Source organism: Psychromonas sp. SP041 (genome assembly GCF_000470315.2).
Taxonomy (GTDB): Bacteria; Pseudomonadota; Gammaproteobacteria; order Enterobacterales; family Psychromonadaceae; genus Psychromonas.
Map to the genome: position 1 here is coordinate 20,042 of NZ_CBRF02000042.1, position 20,552 is coordinate 40,593.

20 protein-coding genes are annotated in these 20,552 nt (G+C 36.5%); 15 read left to right on the forward strand and 5 right to left on the reverse strand.

The features are described from left to right. Window positions 1-289: 289 nt before the first annotated feature. Both SP041_RS17945 and bamE read right to left on the reverse strand, forming a co-directional pair. Window positions 290-526, reverse strand: a complete 237-nt coding sequence (locus tag SP041_RS17945) for a TIGR02647 family protein (protein WP_037049992.1) — start codon at window positions 524-526, stop codon at window positions 290-292. A gap of 241 nt (window positions 527-767) precedes the next feature. Beyond that, window positions 768-1,190, reverse strand: coding sequence for an outer membrane protein assembly factor BamE (gene bamE, locus SP041_RS17950; RefSeq protein ID WP_025565601.1), 423 nt, complete (start codon window positions 1,188-1,190; stop codon window positions 768-770). 244 nt (window positions 1,191-1,434) lie between these two features. Here bamE and hemA point away from each other — a divergent pair, with 244 nt between their 5' ends. The 8 genes from hemA to rlmM all read left to right on the forward strand — a co-directional run bounded on the left by hemA (window position 1,435) and on the right by rlmM (window position 8,570). Beyond that, the gene (gene hemA / locus SP041_RS17955; RefSeq protein WP_025565600.1) at window positions 1,435-2,700 is read left to right on the forward strand and encodes a glutamyl-tRNA reductase; all 1,266 of its coding nucleotides are present in this window, start codon (window positions 1,435-1,437) and stop codon (window positions 2,698-2,700) included. Between the two features lie 50 nt (window positions 2,701-2,750). After that, a complete protein-coding gene (gene prfA / locus SP041_RS17960) occupies window positions 2,751-3,842 on the forward strand; it encodes a peptide chain release factor 1 (protein ID WP_025565599.1) in 1,092 nt (363 codons plus the stop codon). Next, entirely contained in the window at window positions 3,843-4,667 is an 825-nt protein-coding gene (gene prmC, locus SP041_RS17965) for a peptide chain release factor N(5)-glutamine methyltransferase (protein ID WP_025565598.1), read from the forward strand. Between the two features lie 89 nt (window positions 4,668-4,756). Beyond that, entirely contained in the window at window positions 4,757-5,143 is a 387-nt protein-coding gene (locus SP041_RS17970; RefSeq protein ID WP_025565597.1) for a SirB2 family protein, read from the forward strand. A gap of 3 nt (window positions 5,144-5,146) precedes the next feature. Next, window positions 5,147-6,007 carry a tetratricopeptide repeat protein gene (locus tag SP041_RS17975; RefSeq protein ID WP_240791501.1) on the forward strand — a complete coding sequence of 287 codons (861 nt, stop codon included), beginning with the start codon at window positions 5,147-5,149 and terminating at the stop codon, window positions 6,005-6,007. 67 nt (window positions 6,008-6,074) lie between these two features. Next, window positions 6,075-6,920, forward strand: a complete 846-nt coding sequence (kdsA, locus tag SP041_RS17980) for a 3-deoxy-8-phosphooctulonate synthase (protein WP_025565595.1) — start codon at window positions 6,075-6,077, stop codon at window positions 6,918-6,920. A 157-nt stretch (window positions 6,921-7,077) separates the two neighbouring features. Next, window positions 7,078-7,470, forward strand: a complete 393-nt coding sequence (locus SP041_RS17985; RefSeq protein ID WP_025565593.1) for a DUF423 domain-containing protein — start codon at window positions 7,078-7,080, stop codon at window positions 7,468-7,470. A 14-nt stretch (window positions 7,471-7,484) separates the two neighbouring features. Further along, window positions 7,485-8,570, forward strand: a complete 1,086-nt coding sequence (gene rlmM, locus SP041_RS17990) for a 23S rRNA (cytidine(2498)-2'-O)-methyltransferase RlmM (RefSeq protein ID WP_025565592.1) — start codon at window positions 7,485-7,487, stop codon at window positions 8,568-8,570. A 333-nt stretch (window positions 8,571-8,903) separates the two neighbouring features. Here the strand turns inward: rlmM and SP041_RS17995 are convergent, their stop codons facing one another. Continuing rightward, the gene (locus tag SP041_RS17995; protein ID WP_025565591.1) at window positions 8,904-9,902 is read right to left on the reverse strand and encodes a VanZ family protein; all 999 of its coding nucleotides are present in this window, start codon (window positions 9,900-9,902) and stop codon (window positions 8,904-8,906) included. Window positions 9,903-10,273: 371 nt separating this feature from the next. Further along, on the reverse strand, window positions 10,274-11,488 hold the full coding sequence (locus tag SP041_RS18000; protein ID WP_025565589.1) for a pyridoxal phosphate-dependent aminotransferase: 1,215 nt from the start codon (window positions 11,486-11,488) through the stop codon (window positions 10,274-10,276). A 206-nt stretch (window positions 11,489-11,694) separates the two neighbouring features. On the opposite strand from SP041_RS18000, the gene SP041_RS18005 reads away from it, so the two are divergent. The 5 genes from SP041_RS18005 (at window position 11,695) to SP041_RS18025 (ending at window position 18,134) form a co-directional block, all read left to right on the forward strand. Continuing rightward, window positions 11,695-12,648, forward strand: coding sequence for a LysR family transcriptional regulator (locus SP041_RS18005; RefSeq protein WP_025565588.1), 954 nt, complete (start codon window positions 11,695-11,697; stop codon window positions 12,646-12,648). 290 nt (window positions 12,649-12,938) lie between these two features. After that, window positions 12,939-14,186: a molybdopterin molybdotransferase MoeA gene (gene moeA / locus SP041_RS18010; RefSeq protein WP_025565587.1), complete on the forward strand. Its 1,248-nt coding sequence runs from the start codon at window positions 12,939-12,941 to the stop codon at window positions 14,184-14,186. Window positions 14,187-14,431: 245 nt separating this feature from the next. Next, window positions 14,432-15,484: a 3-deoxy-7-phosphoheptulonate synthase AroG gene (gene aroG, locus SP041_RS18015; protein WP_137297982.1), complete on the forward strand. Its 1,053-nt coding sequence runs from the start codon at window positions 14,432-14,434 to the stop codon at window positions 15,482-15,484. A 278-nt stretch (window positions 15,485-15,762) separates the two neighbouring features. Then, window positions 15,763-17,163, forward strand: coding sequence for a cobyric acid synthase (locus SP041_RS18020; protein ID WP_037049987.1), 1,401 nt, complete (start codon window positions 15,763-15,765; stop codon window positions 17,161-17,163). 2 nt (window positions 17,164-17,165) lie between these two features. Beyond that, window positions 17,166-18,134: a Solitary outer membrane autotransporter beta-barrel domain gene (locus SP041_RS18025; protein ID WP_025565583.1), complete on the forward strand. Its 969-nt coding sequence runs from the start codon at window positions 17,166-17,168 to the stop codon at window positions 18,132-18,134. Window positions 18,135-18,180: 46 nt separating this feature from the next. Here SP041_RS18025 and pdxH read toward each other — a convergent pair whose 3' ends face one another. Further along, window positions 18,181-18,834 (reverse strand): pyridoxamine 5'-phosphate oxidase, encoded by a 654-nt coding sequence (gene pdxH, locus SP041_RS18030; RefSeq protein ID WP_025565582.1) that lies wholly within the window; start codon window positions 18,832-18,834, stop codon window positions 18,181-18,183. Window positions 18,835-18,989: 155 nt separating this feature from the next. Between pdxH and SP041_RS18035 the strand changes: the two genes are divergently transcribed. Together SP041_RS18035 and SP041_RS18040 are read left to right on the forward strand one after the other, a co-directional pair. Next, window positions 18,990-19,484: an elongation factor P hydroxylase gene (locus SP041_RS18035; protein ID WP_025565581.1), complete on the forward strand. Its 495-nt coding sequence runs from the start codon at window positions 18,990-18,992 to the stop codon at window positions 19,482-19,484. 205 nt (window positions 19,485-19,689) lie between these two features. Next, window positions 19,690-20,244, forward strand: coding sequence for a hypothetical protein (locus SP041_RS18040; RefSeq protein ID WP_025565580.1), 555 nt, complete (start codon window positions 19,690-19,692; stop codon window positions 20,242-20,244). The last annotated feature ends 308 nt before the right edge of the window (window positions 20,245-20,552 follow it).

Consider the following 20,552-nt stretch of genomic DNA (forward strand, 5'->3'; position numbering starts at 1 on the left):
TGTTTACACAGTCGTCGAAGGAAAATGATGCTGTGTCATAACGATACTAAACTGTAATGGGTCATAATGATGTTAAATGGTAATGCGTCATAACGATGTTAAACAATAATGTGAAATAGCAATGCGTATAAATATGTGAGGATAATAGTGTAGGGAGTAAAGGTAAGTAGGCTGGGATAGTGAGTCCTTTAAAGCATTGGAGCTCACTTTTTATTTATTCTGTTTGTGTTGAGTCTATGACTATCAATTTTATGGCTATTAACAACACGAGTAATAGTAAACGTCGAATTTAATTTAAAGTGGTCATAACATGGCGTAAATGCTCGGCAGTTTCTAACCCACTATCAGTTAGATATCCTCCGTCATGTTGAGAGATAAGTCCTTTATCAAAAAGAGATTGAGCAGCTTGAATGACTGAATGTGCTGCTTCCTTATGAATTTTTAATCCTTCTAATTGAGATGTTTCAGGGAATTTAGCAAGTAATTTCATTTCTTCTAAAAAAGTATCAGAGTAATTTTTAATCATCTTTTAATTCACTTCTATTATTTTAAGGAATTTTCATCATAGACTTTGCATTATAAAAAGCAAAAAATACTGGATAGGAATTTGGGCTAGATCAATTCTCGGTAAACTTCTGTTATTAAAGGTGATTTGGCGCACTAAATAGACGAGTAAATAACAGTGATGAAGGAACTAAATTGTTTAAAAGGTAATAAAAAAGGAATGCGATAATGGCATTCCTTTAGGTAATAGCGTTAATTTTTATTTATTCTGAAGTCTTTGGCACTTTAGTATCGCCTGTTTGAGCTGCCTCATTAGGTTCTTTTTTTACTTTAGGACTTTTTACTAAAGGATTTGGGGCAGAGGTATTTTCACTGGTTATCTCAATCAGTTTATTACCGTCAAATGTTAATAATATTTGCGACTGTTGTACGTCTTCACCACCTGGTTTGATATAACGAATGTAATACCATTTTGATGAATCAAATTGGTCAATTAGCATAGGAGATCCTAATACATAAATGATCTGTTGTTGAGTCATACCAATTTCTAATTTAGCAAGTTTTTCGTCATCGATATAATTTCCTTGTACAACATCAATTTGATATACAAACGTATCGTATAAAAAAGAGCAACCAGAAAGAGAGAAGGTAACAACAAGGCTGGCAAGTATTTTTTTAATAGTCATGGGCTCATCAATAATTAAGTGATAAAAATTCTGTGTCTGATAATACCCAAGCAAGCCTAACAAGTAAAAATATTCGCGAAGAAATCTTGTTATTCTGTTTTATTGGGCAAAGTTATCGCTTAATTGGTTAAAAATAAAACTAAATGCAACGTAGAAACAGAGTTAGCTTTAAATTTAGCGTAAATTTACGTAGAATTCAGCTCTTTTGTTTTAGTCCGTTTTCTTGTCTCAGTGAATTATATAAATGTCATTATTTGCGTTAGGAATTAACCATCAAACTGCACCAGTAAAACTGAGAGAACAAGTTGCTTTTGCACCTGACTCTTTGAATGCTGCTTATAGCGATTTATTAGCACAACCTTTTGTGAAAGAAGCGGTAATTATTTCCACCTGTAATCGATGTGAGATTTATTGTCACTTCGAAGGTGATGATAGCAGTTCTATTTTACGCTGGTTGACTGACTTCCATAATATCGAAGCAGGTAGCTTCGATGATAATTTCTATTGTTACCAAGATCAGGAAGCCGTTTCTCACTTATTTCGTGTTTCTTGTGGATTAGATTCACTGGTATTAGGTGAACCGCAAATATTAGGGCAAATTAAGCAAGCTTTTGCCGTTGCAAGTCATGCTAAGTCAGTTAATAAAAGCTTAAACAAATGGTTTCAATATGCGTTTAAAGTGGCCAAAAAAGTCCGTACTGATACTCAAATAGGCGCTAATGCCATCTCTGTTGCCTTTGCCGCGGTGAGTTTAGCCAGACAAATTTTCAGTGACCTAAAACAAAGCCGTGTATTATTGATTGGTGCAGGTGAAACCATCGAGCTAGTAGGTAAATATCTACTAGAACATGAAGTGCCTAATATTACTATTGCCAACAGAACGTTAGCGCGCGCTGTTGAATTGGTTGATAAGTTTGATGCGAAAGCGATCACTCTAGGGCAAATCCCAGATCAATTATCTAAAGCAGATATTATTATCTCCTCTACGGCGAGCCAGTTACCTATTATTGGTAAAGGGATGGTTGAGTGTGCATTAAAAGATCGCCGTCATCAGCCGATGCTATTTATCGATATCGCCGTACCACGAGATATCGAACCACAAGTTTCAGAATTAAACGATGCCTATCTTTATAGTGTCGATGATCTACAAGGTATTATCGAAGAAAATAAACAAGCCCGAGTGGAAGCAGCAATAGAAGCTGAAAAAATCATTGAAGTCGGTGTTCGTGATTTTATTGCTTGGCAAGAATCATTAAAAGCAGTTGAAAGTATAAGATTGTATCGTCAAAACAGTGAGCAATTAAGAGATGAATTATTACAACGTGCTATTGCTTCATTAGCGAATGGCAACGACAGTGAAAAAGTATTAAAAGAATTAGCATTTAAGTTGACCAATAAGCTTATACATCATCCAAGCCAAGCGTTAACAACCGTTAGCAAATCAGGTAACGAACAAGATTTAGCGCTACTTAGACTGACATTAGGCTTAAGCCAAACAGATGAATTATAAGAACAAAAAGAATAGCTAGGCTATTTACCTATTCATAAGAAGAGATAAAAATGAAAGCATCAATTGTTGCAAAGTTAGAGATATTAGTTGAACGCTATGAAGAGGTTCAAGCGTTATTAGGTGATCCTGACACTATTAGCAACCAAGAAAAATACCGAGAATTAACCAAAGAATACTCTCAACTTGAAGAAGTTGTATTGTCGTTTAAAGCATTCCAATCAGCACAAGATGATTTAGCTGCTGCAGAGCTTATGCTTGAAGATGATGATGAAGACATGCGTGAAATGGCGCAAGATGAAGTCGTTGAAGCTAAAAGTACCGTTGAAAAACTAGCGGATGACTTACAAATTTTATTACTGCCAAAAGACCCTAATGATGACCGTAACTGTTTTGTTGAAATTCGTGCCGGTGCGGGTGGTGATGAAGCGGCTATTTTTGCAGGTAACTTATTCCGTATGTACAGTAAGTTTTGTGATAGTAAAAAATGGCGTATGAGTATTATGACTAGCAATGCGAGTGAGCAGGGCGGTTACAAAGAAGTTATTATGCAAATTGAAGGTGATGGTGCTTACGGTTTAATGAAATTTGAATCAGGTGGTCATCGTGTTCAACGTGTTCCTGAAACAGAATCTCAAGGTCGTATCCATACTTCAGCTTGTACTGTAGTAGTAATGCCTGAAATTCCAGAATCTGAAGCAATTAAAATTAACCCGGCTGATTTAAAAGTAGATACTTTTCGTGCTTCTGGTGCTGGTGGTCAGCACGTTAATAAAACCGACTCTGCTATTCGTATTACTCACGTACCGACTGGGACCGTGGTTGAATGTCAGGATCAACGTTCACAGCATAAAAACCGTGCGCAAGCGATGTCAGTACTACAAGCTCGTTTACAACAAGCGGAAGATGAAAAAAATAATGCTGAAGAGCAAGATATTCGTCGTAGCTTAGTAGCAAGTGGCGACCGAAGCGAACGTATTAGAACTTATAACTACCCGCAAGGCCGTGTAAGTGATCACCGTATCAATTTAACAATCTACCGCCTAAACGAAGTATTAGAAGGCGAGTTAGAATCTCTACTTGATCCAATCCTACAGGAAGACCAAGCTGATAAATTAGCTGCACTTGCACAGGGTGGCCTGTAATTGCGTATTGATGATGCGTTAATCTGGGCAGAGTACACGCTAGTGAATAGCGACTCTGCTTTATTGGATGCGCAGGTGTTATTGGCCTTTGTTTTAGGTAAAGAAACGATTTATCTAATGACTTGGCCTGAACGCGATTTAAGTGCACAGCAAAAGTTACAGTTCGAAGATTTAATTGAAAAACGTGTCAACGGACAACCTGTCGCACATTTAACCGGACTACGTGAATTTTGGTCTTTACCGTTAAAAGTAAATAATAGCACCTTAATTCCAAGACCCGATACAGAAGTGTTAGTTGAAATAGCGCTAGCTAAAAGTGCTGTTAACGCGCATATTTTAGATCTTGGAACGGGCACTGGGGCAATTATTCTTGCACTTGCAAGCGAATTACCTAATGCCGTATGCACAGGTGTCGAATTTAGTGAACAGGCCGTTCAGTTAGCGATCGAAAACCGTGATAGCTTGCAGTTTAATAATGTCAGCATTCATCAAAGTAACTGGTTTGAAAGTGTGCAAGGTCATTTTGATATTATTGTTAGCAACCCCCCTTATATTGATGCTAATGATGTGCACCTCAAACAAGGTGATGTGCGTTTTGAACCTTTATCTGCACTCGTGGCTAATGAACAAGGTTTGTCGGACATCCGCCATATATGCGAACAGGCTAAAAGCTATTTAAAAGAAAATGGCTGTTTATTGTTTGAGCATGGCTTTGAACAAGGTGCTTCAGTACAAACAATTTTACAAGAAAATGGTTTCATTAAGATCGAAACACAACAAGATTATGCAAAAAATGACCGAGTTACTTTAGGTCATCTGGCGTAATTCATAACGAACAAGTAACTTTATATTACTGTCTAATAGAGCCAGTAATATAGCAACAGTAAGTGTAGTAGCTTACCAATAGGACAACTATGTATTCAATTTTAAAACATACACACATGACTTTCATTTTATTAGCCATTGTCATGTTTATCGTTCGATTTTACTGGCTTAAATCAGGCCATGCTAACGCACAAAAAGCGGTATTTAAGAAAATACACATCCATACCAATGTTGCCATTATTTTTCTTGGTTTAGCGTTAATGGGATTATTTCATTTTAATCCGTTTGCTGCGGGTGGGTATTGGTTACTAGAAAAAATGATTGCCTTTGTTGCTTATTTCTCAATGGTTCAAGTCGCACTTAATGCGAAGACCAAAACGCATATTCAATGGTTAGCATTTATTGGTGCCTTCGGTTGGCTTGCGTACATTGCTAAATTAGCATTCACTAAACAAGCCATTTTATTAGTGGGGTAGACAGTGGAATTAGACGAGCAGGGTGTCATTGAACAACCCGTTGTTAATACAAGCATTATTCATGAAGGGATAGACTATAGTGCGTTTTCCCTTTTACAGTTAGCCAGTATGGCTGAAGCTGAAATCACGGGGCAGTCGATCGTGAAATTTCAAGATTCAATGCGTTTACAGCTAATCATTGTTAAGTCTCAGGTCGGGAAAAAAACCGAACAAAACCTAGATAAACTGCAAACGTTGTTAAACAGTGTTTACCATGAACAAGGCTTTAAAGGTGATTGGAAAGCATTTTTCAAAGTTAAAAATGCATTAGTATCAAAAGTACTATCACGTCGAAAAGGTGTACCCATTAGTTTAGGTATTCTATTAATTGAAATGCTAAAAGAGACGGGTTTTATTGCGTCGGGTATTTGTTTCCCAAGTGGCTTTATTGTTAAAGTCGACATGGATAACGACGTTATTTATATCGACCCTTTTAATGGTGATATCGTTAATACTCAACAATTAGAATTAAAGGTACGTGGTCAGTTAGGTAATCATGCGCGTTTAACAAATGAAATGTTACAAGCAGATAGTAACGAAACCATTATCAAACGTTATGTCAGTGTATTAAAAGCAGCTTATATTCAAGCTGAAACTATTGAATTAGCCTTATTGTGTAGTGATATCTTGTTACGTTTAGATCCTGAAGATGCTTTTGAAGTCAGGGACCGTGGTTTTTTGTTTCAACAATTAGACTGTTTTCAGCTTGCTTGTAATGATTTTACTTATTTCATTGAGCAATGTCCTGAAGATCCAATCGTTAATTTATTAAAGCGACAAATTAAACAAATGAATAATGAGCATAATGCTCAAACGATTCATTAAATAAACTAAATAACTTTTTTGCAACCAAGTTTAACCATTAAGGTTGTCAATAAATAAGAGAGTAAATATGAGCCAGAAAATTATCAAAGTAGGCAATATTGATGTTGCAAATGATCGTCCATTTGTTTTATTTGGTGGAATGAATGTTTTAGAGTCACGTGATCTAGCAATGAAGATGGTTGAAACGTATGTTGAAGCAACGTCTAAACTGAACATTCCTTATGTTTTCAAAGCTTCTTTTGATAAAGCGAATCGCTCTTCAATTAATAGTTATCGTGGACCTGGTCTAGAAGAAGGTTTACGTATTTTTGAAGACATTAAATCTACTTTTAATGTACCAATTATTACCGATGTACATGAACCGTACCAAGCAAAACCAGTTGCTGAAGTCGTTGATGTTATCCAGTTACCTGCTTTTTTAAGTCGCCAAACTGACTTAGTACAAGCAATGGCTGAAACCAACGCGGTTATTAATGTTAAGAAAGCACAATTTTTAGCACCACATGAAATGCAACATATCATCACTAAGTTTAAAGAAGCGGGTAATGATAAAATTATCCTATGTGAACGAGGCAGCTGTTTCGGTTACAACAACCTTGTTGTTGATATGTTAGGTTTCAGTACGATGAAAGAAACTGGTTACCCAGTTATTTTTGATGTCACACATTCACTTCAAAAACCAGGTGCGCGTTTAGATAGTGCTGATGGTCGTCGTAGCCAAGTAGTACAACTAGGTTTAGCGGGTATGTCGCAAGGTATTGCAGGGTTATTCTTGGAGTCTCATCCGGATCCTACTAATGCTAAATGTGATGGACCATGTGCATTACCACTCGATAAGTTAGTACCATTCTTAACACAAATGAAACAAATGGATGACTTAGCAAAAAGCTTAGAGCCTATTGTCACTGAATAGTTGATACTAAATAAAGACTAGTGATAAGTGTTGCCAAACAATTGTCACTAGGTAATGACGGCTCTACATAATTGCTATTAATTCCTTAATAGCAATGACTAAGTCACTGTTATTAAAAAGCGGTTACTAAGTTCTGCAATAAAGAAGGTTATTAACATTGCTGATAACTAAACAATCACGTTGCTTTATCGCCATCGCTGCTTTACTCGGTGCAACGGCGGTTATGTTTGGCGCTTATGCAAGTCACGGTTTGTCGACTTGGGCAAGTACGGCGCAAGTCTCTCAGGTACAAGTTGCTGCACAATACCAGCTGTTTCATGCCATCACATTAATAGTGATATCACTATTAAGTTCAATGTTTACAAGTCGGTTACTGACCATTAGCTTATATTGCTTCACATTGGGTACTGTATGTTTTAGCGGTAGCCTATATTACTTAGTATTTTTAGGCTCAACATTATTAGTATTAGTGACTCCATTAGGTGGTTTATTACTCATACTCGCTTGGTTATTTGTTGCTATTGCCATGCTATTTACACAAAGAAAATAAAGGTTTAAGTCTGTATGTTAGGTATTCTGTTATATTGTCGTCCTGGTTTTGAAAATGACTGTGCAAATGAAATCCAAGCTAAAGCGAGTGAGTTAGACGTTTTTGGTTATATTAAAACCCTTAAAAATAGTGGTTTTGTTTTATACCATTGTTATGATCCAACCCAAGTGGAGGCATTATCAGAGCAGATTAATTTTGCTCAACTTATTTTTGCTCGTCAAATGATTGTTGCGGTCGCACTGCTTGAAGACTTACCTGCAGATGACAGAATTACCCCTATTTTAGACATTACACGTAACTTACCAATGGCAGGTGATGTCTATGTTGAATGTCCTGAAGGCGATGAAACTAAACCTTTACTTACTTTTTGTCGTAAATTCACGGTTCCTTTTAGACAAGCGCTTAAAAAACACAATAACTTAACGAATAAGGAAAACCTAAAAAAACGACGTACACATGTTTGTTTCATGGATTATGAAACCGCCTATGTTGGGTACTCTTTACCTAAAAATCGCAGCGAATTGCACATGGGTATCACTCGTTTACGTTTTCCTAATGAAGCACCTAGCCGTTCAACACTTAAGTTAGACGAAGCCTTCCAAACGTTCTTAACCAAAGAAGAACAAGAAGCGCGAGCACATTCAGGTTTACGGGCCGTTGATCTTGGCGCATGTCCTGGTGGTTGGACTTATCAGTTAGTACGACGAGGTATGTTTGTAAGTTGTGTTGATAATGGTGCAATGGCCGATAGTTTGATGGAAACAGGGCAAGTCACTCACTTTATGGAAGATGGCTTTAAGTTTGAACCTGAGCGTAAAAATATTCATTGGTTAGTGTGTGACATGATTGAAAAGCCTAAGCGAGTCGCTAAATTAATGGCGCAGTGGTTAATTGATGGTTGGTGTAAAGAAGCTATTTTTAATCTTAAATTGCCAATGAAACAGCGTTATCAAGAAGCAACTGATGATATAAAGTTATTAACTGATATGATCGAAGAAGCTGGTTTCAATTACGAACTACAAGCAAAACATCTATATCATGACCGTGAAGAAATCACTGTACATGTCCGTTTAACGGATAAGGTGTACGGACCTTTGTAAAGTATTATACAAGACATAGATTAATAATGTATGATGAACGGTTATCAATAAAAAGAGAGACTAATGAGTCTCTCTTTTTATTTGTGTTGCTAGAACAATTACATTAAACCAATTACATTAAACCAATTACATTAAACCAATTACATTAAACCAATTACTCTAAATTTTGTGCAGAAAAAATGACTTATTTCAAAGCCTAAGTTGAGGTATTTCGAAGATTAACTAAAATAAGTTAACTCTTTTAGTAGGCTGTTTCTTTTACGAAACTTACAACGAGAAATAGGTTATTTAGCAGGTAAAATCAATCAGTTAAGAGTGTGATTGATATTGATATCACTGTAAATATAATTGATCGATATAAAGGTTAACTGGCCCATCTAATTCATACATATAAAAATCAACTCCTGCCATTTTACTTAAATCCATCTCTCTTAACTGAACACCATCTCTGATTGTATTTAATGGAATGCTAATCTCACTGAAGCCTGGTTCAATATGTAATTTTTTCTCGTAGCGATCTTTATAGTTTGGTTTTGATTTATTGTAATGTTCATCTGTAATCAACAAAGTCACGGGTAATGTGTCAAGTTGCGTTCTTTCTATCTTCTCGTCTGTCTTAATCTCTGCTGTGGTAGCGGTATTAGGATTATAAAAGCGTATTACTAGTGTTTTGTAACCTTGCCAATCTCCTTCGAAATAACGTAAAGCGACGCCACTATATTCACGAGGAACAAAAGTCACTTTCATCATTTTATTAATGCTTGGCGACGATTGACTTAGTTGTCTATTTAGCTGCTTATCTAATTGCTCTGGTATGGCTAAGGATAAAGGCTGATCTGCTTTCCAACGTGTCAGCGCAACGTCGTGTTCAAAAGAGGCTAATACAGGGTATTCAACCTTTGCTTTAATTTCATCATAAATACATAGTGCAGAAGGGGAAAGTAGATAACCGAGTAAGCAAAAATAGAATAGCTTATAGCACCAGTGAATAAAGTGACGACTGAACAAAATGATGCTGAGTAATAAGCCGACATAATTTAAAAAAACATCTGCTAGCTCTCTAGAGCGTCCAAAGAAAGGTTGGATTAATTCAATCGATATTCCAAAAATAAAACAAAAAACAGTCATCAATAAAAATTGTTTTTTGAGCGATGCCGCTTTTATCGTCGGTTGATAAAGCAGGAATAACGATCCCCAAAAAGCAAATACAGTGACATGTCCAATAGGCCATAATGCATCGATTAATCGTTCTGAAATAATAGTTTGAATATCAATAAATAAGAGTAAGAAAAAACATAATGAAATGATAGAAAGTGCTATTTTTTTAAACATTTTTATCTCATGTGAAATAAATAAAATAGTGAAAGGGGAGTTGATTTTATCATTACTATTTATTGACTTACAAAACAAATAAGCGTCAAAATTAATAAAAGCTAAAAAGCTAAATGAGGTTGAGTGGTTACTTAATGGAGATGAGTCTTAATGCAGTGACAACATATTAACGACTCTTGAAATCCGTTCATCGCTATGTTGTTTAAGGTCACTATGTTAATCGCTTTCTTGAATAGAAAGGAGGTTAATAGAAAGGAAGTTAATAAAAAAGAGCTTAATAGTATTGAAAATGTCGAACTCATCGTTAATGATGATTAAGTTCGACACTTTTTAATATAACTTCTCAGTATAGCTACCTGATTTTATATAGCTTATTGACTATACCCATCTAGGAAGTGAGCAATTTTCTTAATTGCTATTGCCATCTCATCGACACGTGGTAAACAAACAATACGGAAGTGATCTGGTTTGTGCCAATTAAAGCCAGTACCTTGCACAATTAATATTTTTTCTTCAACTAATAAATCCATCGCAAAACGTTGGTCATCTTTAATATTAAAACGTTTTTGATCTAATTTAGGGAAAAGATACAAAGCACCATTTGGTTTAGTACAACTCACACCCGGAATGTCATTTAATAATTTCCACGCGGTTTGCGTTTGATCATATAAACGGCCGCCAGGGACAGTCAGTTCATTAATACTTTGATAACCGCCTAATGATGTTTGAATCGCATGTTGCATCGGTACATTGGCACATAAACGCATACTCGCTAGAATTTCTATGCCTGATATGTAATCACGTGCTTGTTTTTTAGCACCACTGATCATCATCCAACCAACACGGAAACCACACACTCGATAAGCTTTTGATAAACCATCAAAGGTTACAATCAAAATATCATCGGCTAAGGTGGCTAATGGGATATGGACTGCATCGTCATAAACAATTTTTGAATAAATTTCATCAGAAAAAACAATTAAGTTATGTTGACGGGCTAACTCTACAATTTGTTCTAGTAAATCTTTACTATAAACTGCACCAGTTGGATTATTTGGGTTAATTAAAACAATCCCTTTAGTGCGAGAAGTGATTTTTGATTTGATATCGTCGATATCAGGGAACCAGTTTGATTCTTCATCACAAATATAATGTACCGCTTTACCACCAGACAGGTTAGCAGCGGCTGTCCATAATGGATAATCAGGCGCCGGGACTAAAATCTCATCACCGTTATTCAATAGACTTTGCATCGCCATGACGATCAATTCACTGACGCCATTACCAATATAGATATCATCGGTATCTAACGATAAAAGACCTTTAGCTTGGTAATGTTGCATTACGGCTTTACGCGCAGAAAACAGCCCCTTGCTGTCACAATAGCCTTGGCTATTAGGTAAGTTTTTGATCACATCCATCAACACTTCTTCTGGGGCTTCAAAACCAAATTGGGCGGGATTACCAATGTTCAATTTAAGAATACGCTGACCTTCATCTTCTAATTTCATCGCTTGCTTTAATACAGGTCCACGAATGTCATAGCAGACATTATCTAGTTTGTTTGAACGAACAATTGAATACATTTAAACCCCTTAAATCCTAATTTCCATAATGCTTTAAACAGTCTCTTAAAGTACCTTATCTAATTGATTTAGTGAAGATGAAATCAACAATATGGTGAGGTATATTTAGATAATGATTAATTATATTCAATGATTGCTTATATAATGTGAAAATTATTAACTTTTATGGAATACTAATGCTATTTAATGCTTTATTAAGGTGAACTATGATTGAGCTAAAACACTTAAAGACGTTATCAACACTGAATAAAGCAGGCAGTTTAGTGGAAGCGGCAAAGCAACTACATTTAACGCAATCAGCATTATCACATCAGTTAAAAGAGTTAGAGCAACGCTTAGACTGTTCTTTGTTTATTCGTAAATCACGCCCAATCCGCTTTACCATTTCTGGTTTACGTATCTTAGAATTAGCTGATCAAGTATTACCGCAAATTCGTCAGGCTGAACGCGATATATCACGCTTTGCTTCTGGCGATGCAGGACGTTTACACATGGCGATAGAATGCCATTCTTGCTTTCAATGGTTAATGCCTGCTATTGATAAATTCCGTGATAGTTGGCCTGAAGTTGAATTAGACTTTTCAAGTGGTTTTAGTTTCTTACCTTTACCCGCGTTAAAACGAGGGAATTTAGATTTAGTGGTTACTTCAGATCCGCAACCGATAGAAGGAATTAGTTATATTCCCTTATTTAGCTATCAATCGATGCTGGCATTAAGTCGTCATCACCCTTTAGCCAATAAAACGTATATTGAAGCAGAAGATCTAAGCGAAGAAACCTTGATCACTTATCCTGTTGAAAAAGAGCGTTTAGACATTTTTAATGCTTTTTTAATACCGGAAGGCGTAAACCCGGCAAAAATTCGTCAAGCAGATATGACACTCATGATGTTGCAATTGGTTGCGAGCGGACGAGGCGTAGCAGGTTTACCCAATTGGGCATTGTTTGAATATCTACAGAAAGACTATGTTGTCGCGAGACGATTGGGTAAAGAAGGCGTTTGGAAAACACTTTATGCAGCAGTCAGAGAAGAACAAAATTCATTAGCTTTTATAGAAGATTTTATTACAACGGCTATTGAAAGCTGTTTTAGTAATTTAAAAGGGATTAAAGTATCAGAGACTTTACCTGCGGATGTTAGCACTAAAGAGTTTGAATAAATTAGGTTAGGCCTTTAGGTTGTAATGAGGTTGCAATGAAAGATTGAGCTGCAAATATAAAAATATGAGATGAAAATTAAAGCTTTAGATACATTTAAGCACATTTATTGATCTTAATGCTGTTTAGTGAAGTTTTAATATTGCACCGACCTATAGAGCTATACATAATGAAATATTAAATTGTATATAATGAAATACCAATCAATTATCGATAATCAATAAGTAAAAACTAATAAGTAATAACTAATAATTATTATTAAAAATTCACTAATCAAAATAGAGTAACCCATATGAGCTGTTGTAATGCAAAAGGATTAATGCCGTTAGCTGATGCGTTGGAAGCAATGCAAGAAGCGTTATCGATAGTATGTGACAAAATCACGTTACCATTATCGGATGCGTTAGGCTTTACACTTTGTGAAGATATTGTTTCACAAAAGAACGTTCCACCTTTTAACAATTCAGCAATGGATGGTTATGCATTACACGCGGATGATTTGAAAAATTGTTCAGTTAACAATCCAGTTAAATTAACATTAGTCGGTAAATCCTTCGCCGGTGTCCCTTTTAATGGAGAAGTAGAAACAGGTTGTTGCATCAGAATAATGACAGGCGCATTAATACCTGATTCGTTAAATTGCGTGGTAATGCAAGAGCAATGTTTAGCTGAAGGTGCGTTGATTACTTTTAGTCATGCTCCTGAAGTCAATAATAATGTTCGCTTTGCTGGTGAAGATTTAAGTATTGGACAACAAGTGTTACAAAAAGGCCATAAATTAACACCGCGTGATATCCCTTTGCTTGCTTCATTGGGTATCGCCAATGTTGATGTTTATCGAAAACTTAAAGTGGCAGTTTTATCGTCTGGCGATGAGTTAAAAAGCTTAGGTGAAACGTTACAGCAAGGTGAAATATACGATAGCAATCGATATAGTATTATGGCACTTTTGTCTCGTTTAAATGTTGAAGTGATTGATTTCGGCATTATTAAAGACGATTACGCACTGATTAAAGAGTCAATGATCAAAGCTGATCAACTCGCTGATGTTGTAATAACAAGCGGTGGTGTCTCAGTAGGTGAGGCTGATTTCATTAAAGAAGTGTTAAACGAAATCGGTGAAATAGGGTTTTGGAAATTGGCAATTAAACCAGGTAAACCATTTGCTTTTGGTAAGTTACAAAACAGCGTCTTTTTTGGGTTGCCAGGAAATCCAGTTTCCGCTATCGTAACTCTATATCAATTAGCTGTGCCGGCAATGGCGAAGATGAGTGGAGAGCTTATTAAGCCTGCTCTTCGTCTGAATGCAATATGCAGTGATGCATTATTTAAAGCACCAGGAAGAACTGATTTTCAACGTGGTACCTACTCAACTAATGAGCAAGGTCAACTAATCGTCTCAACGACTGGAAATCAAGGTTCTGGGGTGTTTAGTTCGATGAGTCAGTCAAATTGCTTTATTATACTTGAACAAGACCGAGGCAGTGTTGCGATAGGTGAAACGGTAGTGATAGAACCGTATAGTCCTTTAATGGATTAATATTTAAAGTAATAAAGCATGTAAAGAAAGATAGAAAAGTAAAGAAAATAGAAAACGACGATAAAAGTACTTCGTAAACGTTTAATAACAAAGTGCATAAAACGATTACTAGCGGTGCCAATAAGAAAGACAACAAAATCAATAAAACGATAAATAGCTCGAACAACAGTATTTTTTATAATGTAAACAGAAGTAAAAGATAAATTAAAAACTAACTACCAGCACAACGATGTGCTTCAGGACAAATTATGATTAAAACAGATGACGTGAATATAACTGCAATCAAAGAATTATTACCCCCAATTGCTCTATTAGAGAAATTTCCAGCTACATCTGAAATCAGCCGTACTGTTTCTGGTTCTCGTAATGCTATCAGCAAAATTTTAAGTGACGAAGATGACCGTATGTTAGTGATCATCGGTCCTTGTTCAATTCATGATACTGAAGCAGCGCTAGATTATGCTGCTAAATTAATGCCATTACGTGAAAAATACAAAGACTCACTAGAAGTTGTTATGCGTGTTTATTTTGAAAAACCACGTACTACAGTAGGTTGGAAAGGTTTAATCAACGATCCTGAATTAAACGGTACGTTTAATATCAACAAAGGTCTTCGTACTGCTCGTAAATTATTATTAGATATCAATGCAATGGGATTACCTGCTGCAACTGAATTCTTAGATATGATCACACCACAATACGTTGCTGACTTAATGTCTTGGGGCGCAATCGGTGCACGTACTACAGAATCTCAAGTTCACCGTGAATTAGCGTCTGGTCTTTCATGCCCAGTGGGTTTCAAAAATGGCACCGACGGTACAATTAAAGTCGCTGTTGATGCAATTGGGGCGGCTAATGCTTCACATCATTTTTTATCGGTTAACAAATTCGGTCACAGTGCTATCGTAGAAACAGCGGGTAACCCAGATTGTCATATCATTTTACGTGGAGGTAAAGCGCCTAACTATAGCGCTGAGCATGTTGCTGCGATCAAAACTGATTTGAAAAAATCGGGTCTAGCTGAAACATTAATGATCGATTTTAGCCATGCAAACTCAGAGAAGAAATTCGAAAACCAAATGAAAGTGTGTGATGACGTTTGTAGTCAAGTTGCTGGTGGTGATAAAGCAATTTCAGGCGTAATGGTTGAGAGCCACCTAGTTGAAGGCCGCCAAGACTTATGTGAAGGTGTTGCTGCAACTTATGGCCAAAGTATTACTGATGCATGTATTGGTTGGGATGCGACTGAAACATTATTAGCAAGCTTATCTGCTGCAGTTATTGCTCGTCGTGGCTAATAACTTGTTATCAGCTATAGGTTAGCTTATTGTAAAGCACTGTGAATACAGTGCTTTTTTTTGCTTTCTTGAATTCAAATAAGAAGTAAAATGTTTTATAAAATGAAAGGCCTATAGGCTTCACATTAAATTATCGATGTAAATTGAATTGGCAATAAACAATATAAAAAATGATGTTTATTACCAATTCAATAGATGAATACTGTTCTGATTAAATAGAGCAATTTGGTTTAGCAAGTCGCTTTCTAAACGTTATTAAATAAACTCAAGTGAGACTCATGTCCGTAAAAAATAAACCCATCATGATTCTAGGTTGTACTAGTGATGCAGGTAAATCACTGATCGTCACGGCCATTTGTCGGCTACTCGCTAACAGAGGTGTTAATGTTGCGCCTTTTAAAGCGCAAAATATGAGTAATAATGCTGCCATTACTGAGGATGGTTTAGAAATAGGGCGTGCGCAATATCTACAAGCGATCGCCGCTAAAGTCACTCCCTCAGCATTAATGAATCCCGTGTTACTTAAACCCAGTGCAGAGACCTTTAGCCAAGTTATTATTAACGGAAAAGTCGATACTGACATTTCAAATATGCCTTGGATGGCACGTAAAAAGTTACTCTGGCCAAAGGTTGTCGAAGCATTAACCACCTTACAAAGTGAACATGAACAAATAGTGATTGAGGGGGCGGGTAGTCCTGCTGAAATCAATCTACGCCAAGGAGATATCGTCAACATGAGCGTAGCTTTAGCTTGTCAGGCTGATGTGTACTTAGTCTCAGATATTGATCGTGGCGGTTCTTTTGCACATTTATTAGGTACTTGGGCGTGTTTAGCAGAAGAAGAGCAGAAACTCATTAAAGGGTTTGTCCTTAACAAATTTCGCGGCGATCCTAAGTTGTTAGGTAATGCAATGGATTGGTTAGAAGAAAAAACAGGTATTCCTACGGTTGCTAACTTACCTTACCATCGTCATCAATTACCAGAAGAAGACAGCTTCCGATTAGGTACAACTTGGCAACACGGTGCTATCAATGTGGCTCTAATCTATTATCCTTATGCCTCTAATATGGATGAATTCGATGCGTTAACTTATCAAAACGATGTTAACTTAGTACCTGTTCAGAAAAACCAAGATCTATCTGTTTTTGATGCAGTTATTTTACCTGGCAGTAAAAATAGCGGTAAAAGCTTAGCATTTTTACAGACAACGGGCTTAGATAAAGAGATTCAAAAATTTAGCAAAAGTAATAAACTAATACTGGGTATTTGTGGAGGATTACAGATTCTTGGCAACCATATTAATGATCCACTACAATTGGAAGATGGCAATAAACAAGGCTTAGGTATTATTGATTTGAGCACAACTTTAGCGCATGACAAAGCAACGCTTCAAAGACGCTTCGATTGGGTTGGTGAAAAAATAGATGCTTATGAAATACATCATGGAGAAAGTATTGTGTTAAGTGAAGCCGTTAAACCTTTTATTAATGACAATATGGGATGGCAACAAGCTAACGTCTATACCTCTTATTTACATGGTTTATTTGATAATGCTGTTTTTTATAACTGGTTTATGGAACAACTGGGTGCAGCTCAAAATGGCATCAGCTGGAAAGCACATATCGACCAAGAACTAGATAAATTAGCAGACATGTTCGAAGAGCATGGTTGGTTATAACAATGACTATTAAATATTACAGCAAACTGACATTAATTGCCTTATCAACAGGATCATTTTTTGGTAATGCACAAGCCGCTGAGAGTCCCTCTCTAGATACAACTGAAGAAGCTTTTGCCATTGCAACGTTAATGTCTGATAGTAGTGCTTTGACCTTTGGTTTCACTAATTTTGATTTAGAAGTGGATGACCCTGGTTTTGGCGATGAAGATACTGTTGATTTAAAAAACAGTTTAAATGTATTTGTTATTCCTTATACATGGGACTTAGAGCCTAAAAGTGAAGCGTGGGATCATGCACTGACAGTGCGTGCTTTTTATATTAATTCTGAGCGTGGCAGCGAAATTTTTTCAGACGTAAAAGATGAGTTAAAGCAAGATACCTTTGGTATTTATGGCAGCTATTCTCAATTTTATCATGTTACTGATAATTGGTATGTCACCTCGGCGTTGGGATTGCATCTCGTCTATTACAAAAATGATTATAATTATGGCGATGGTTTTCCTGAAGAAAGTAAAGGAACGTTTAATAATGAGTTTAACGTTAGTACTTTTGCTGCGATTATAGAGCCTGAAGTAGGCATTGGTTACGAACGAGAAGAAAGCTGGGGTTCATGGAGAGCACATAATAATAATAACTATATCTATGGGCAAGGTTTAGCGGGTTCTATTGATGACCCTTACAGTATTAACCCTGAAGGGTGGCGTATTACTAATGGTGTTGAATTTACTGTTGAAGTCCCTGACCTATGGGGCGTCGGAGATTTTTTAACCATTGATTTTAAACGAATCGATTTGATTGGCGATTTAACAGCAATTGCTGATAATGGGTATTACTATGAAACCAGTTTTGGTTGGGTTATTGATACCAATAATAAAATTCCATTGTTAGATAATATCGGTATTGGAGTGTCTATTAATTATGGTAGTTCAATCAGTGGTGCAACACTGGTGCTTTATTGGAACGAATAATAAGGCACCAGTTATATTGAGCATGTAATCGCGTGGTCAATAAACGTTAAGGGTTCAAGCGAGTAATCGTCCACTTAGAACCTTGTTTCGTATAAACAAAACGATCATGCAGTCGATCTGCTTTACCTTGCCAAAACTCAATCTTTTCAGGAATGACACGGTAACCACCCCAGAAATCAGGTAAAGGTATCGCTTTACCTGCAAACTTTTCTTCGTAAAATTTGACACTATCTACCAGTGATTGGCGTTCATCTAATGTTTGGCTTTGTTTTGAAGCCCATGCACCAATCTGACTACCACGTCCACGAGAATGAAAGTAAGCTTCTGATTCTTCATGGCTAACACGTTCAATTCTTCCTTCGATACGTACTTGGCGTTGTAAAATATTCCAATGAAATAATAAAGCTGCAAAGGGATTTTGCTCTAACTCACCGGCTTTTCTGCTGCCGTAATTAGTAAAAAATACAAAACCATTTTGATCAACTTCTTTTAATAACACCATACGTGAAGAAGGGCGCCCTTCAGTCGTACAAGTTGAAACCGACATCGACTCAGGTAATACAACACCTGTGCTTTCAGCCTCTTTTAACCAAGTATCAAAAAACTGAATGGGGTCATTAGTGGTCGTGAGTGCTTTATTTTCAATTAAGACACCTTGTCCTAAGGTGAATGCGCAACGAAGTTTACTGAGTAATGACATGGTTTATCTTTATTAGTTAGATTGAACAGTGAGTGAAGTGTATAATTTGCGCTTATTTTTGTCGAACTTATTGTTTTTTATCTAACATAAATGCTTCTTAAATCAATAAAATGACACTCTCGGCCTTATTTTAGTCGTACTAGGATGATAGATAAATGAATGACCGTTTTACCGATGATGAATTTTGCCAATATTTAATCGGCATATTGGCAAATGTTTTTCCTGATTTGAGTATAGAAGGCGGGGCAGACGAACCCTTTTATCAAGCAGCAAAAGACAATGCCAAAGCAGTCATTTATTTTCGTGATAATTATCCGAGAAGCCTATTACATGAATTATCTCATTATTGTTTGGCAGGCGATCGAAGAAGAATGTTAGACGACTTTGGTTACTGGTATTCGCCATGTGGTAGAAGTGAAGAAGAACAGAATAAATTTGAAATGGTGGAAGCAAGGCCTCAGGGCTTAGAAAAAGTCATGTGTGAAATACTGAAAATCAAGTTTTCGGCCAGTATCGATGACTTTTCAGGAAGACCACCATCGGATGCATTTTTACAGGGACTGGAAGCGGCTTATCAAGAAATGCAGGCTACTCCACCGCCTACTGCTTTAAAAGTATTAAATGGGTTTAAAAACCAGTGCACACAGTAAAACTAATAGATACTGATGCAGGGTGAACCTCAAACACGATTGTTTAAAAGCACCATTCACAATCGTCATCAACAATTATTAAGCAAACGTTAAACAAGATCAAAGCTAATAGCCTACATGGTCTTTGTAAGTTACACTGCGCCCATTTTATCAGCACAAGCAAAAGTCATCCCATCATGTGATGCAACATAATAGGCGCGTTTTAATGAGCATAGAATTACCAGAGCAAGAATCAACCATTCTAAAGTACTTAGATATCACGCATTACATCGATACTAATGCGCCAGAAGCACAAGAAAAGCGTGAAGCAAAATATAAAATCGGAGAAGCTTGTAAAGAAGCAAGAGACATTATTAGTGACGATGAAGCGTTTAATGAGTGGTTATGGACAAACATCATTTCAGAATGCTCTGCAACCGAGATTGAAGAAGTCACTACTAATGCATTAGTTGCTTGGTCTAAACTGCCAGAATTTGGCACACTAGTACAATGTGAAATAGTAGGATTCACGCATATCTCTAAATTGCTACAAAACAAAAATGCAGACATGAAAGCATTAGTCTTAGAGACGATTGCAAACAACGATCCTGAAACAGCTAAAGCATTAATTAAAACCATTCTTAAGCCAACTATCGACTACACGCCAATTGTTGAAGATAAAGAAAAATTAGCAAGCACGGTAGAATCGGTTAACAAGTTATCAAAAGAAGCATTAGTGGCATTAGTCAAAGCAATGCATCAAGAAATGATTAAGCCGTAACTCACTTTTAATTAACTCGTGAAGAGCGGGCTTGGACACAGCTAACGTCTAAAAAGTTAAATTGTAACTAGTTTATAGTGGCACAGTAAATCATCTATTGTAGGACAGTAACCTAGCAATAAACATTAGTCGTATTATGTAAGAGTCAATTTAATATCTGTCATATTAGCCATAATCAGTTGGATGCTGTAATGGTTAATATGGTTGATAATGATCAAACATCCGCTGCTTTAATCTTTATATCGTTACAATTTCATTTCTGACATCTGCGTTGTAACACTCGATAAGGACTAATCATTGTCATCATG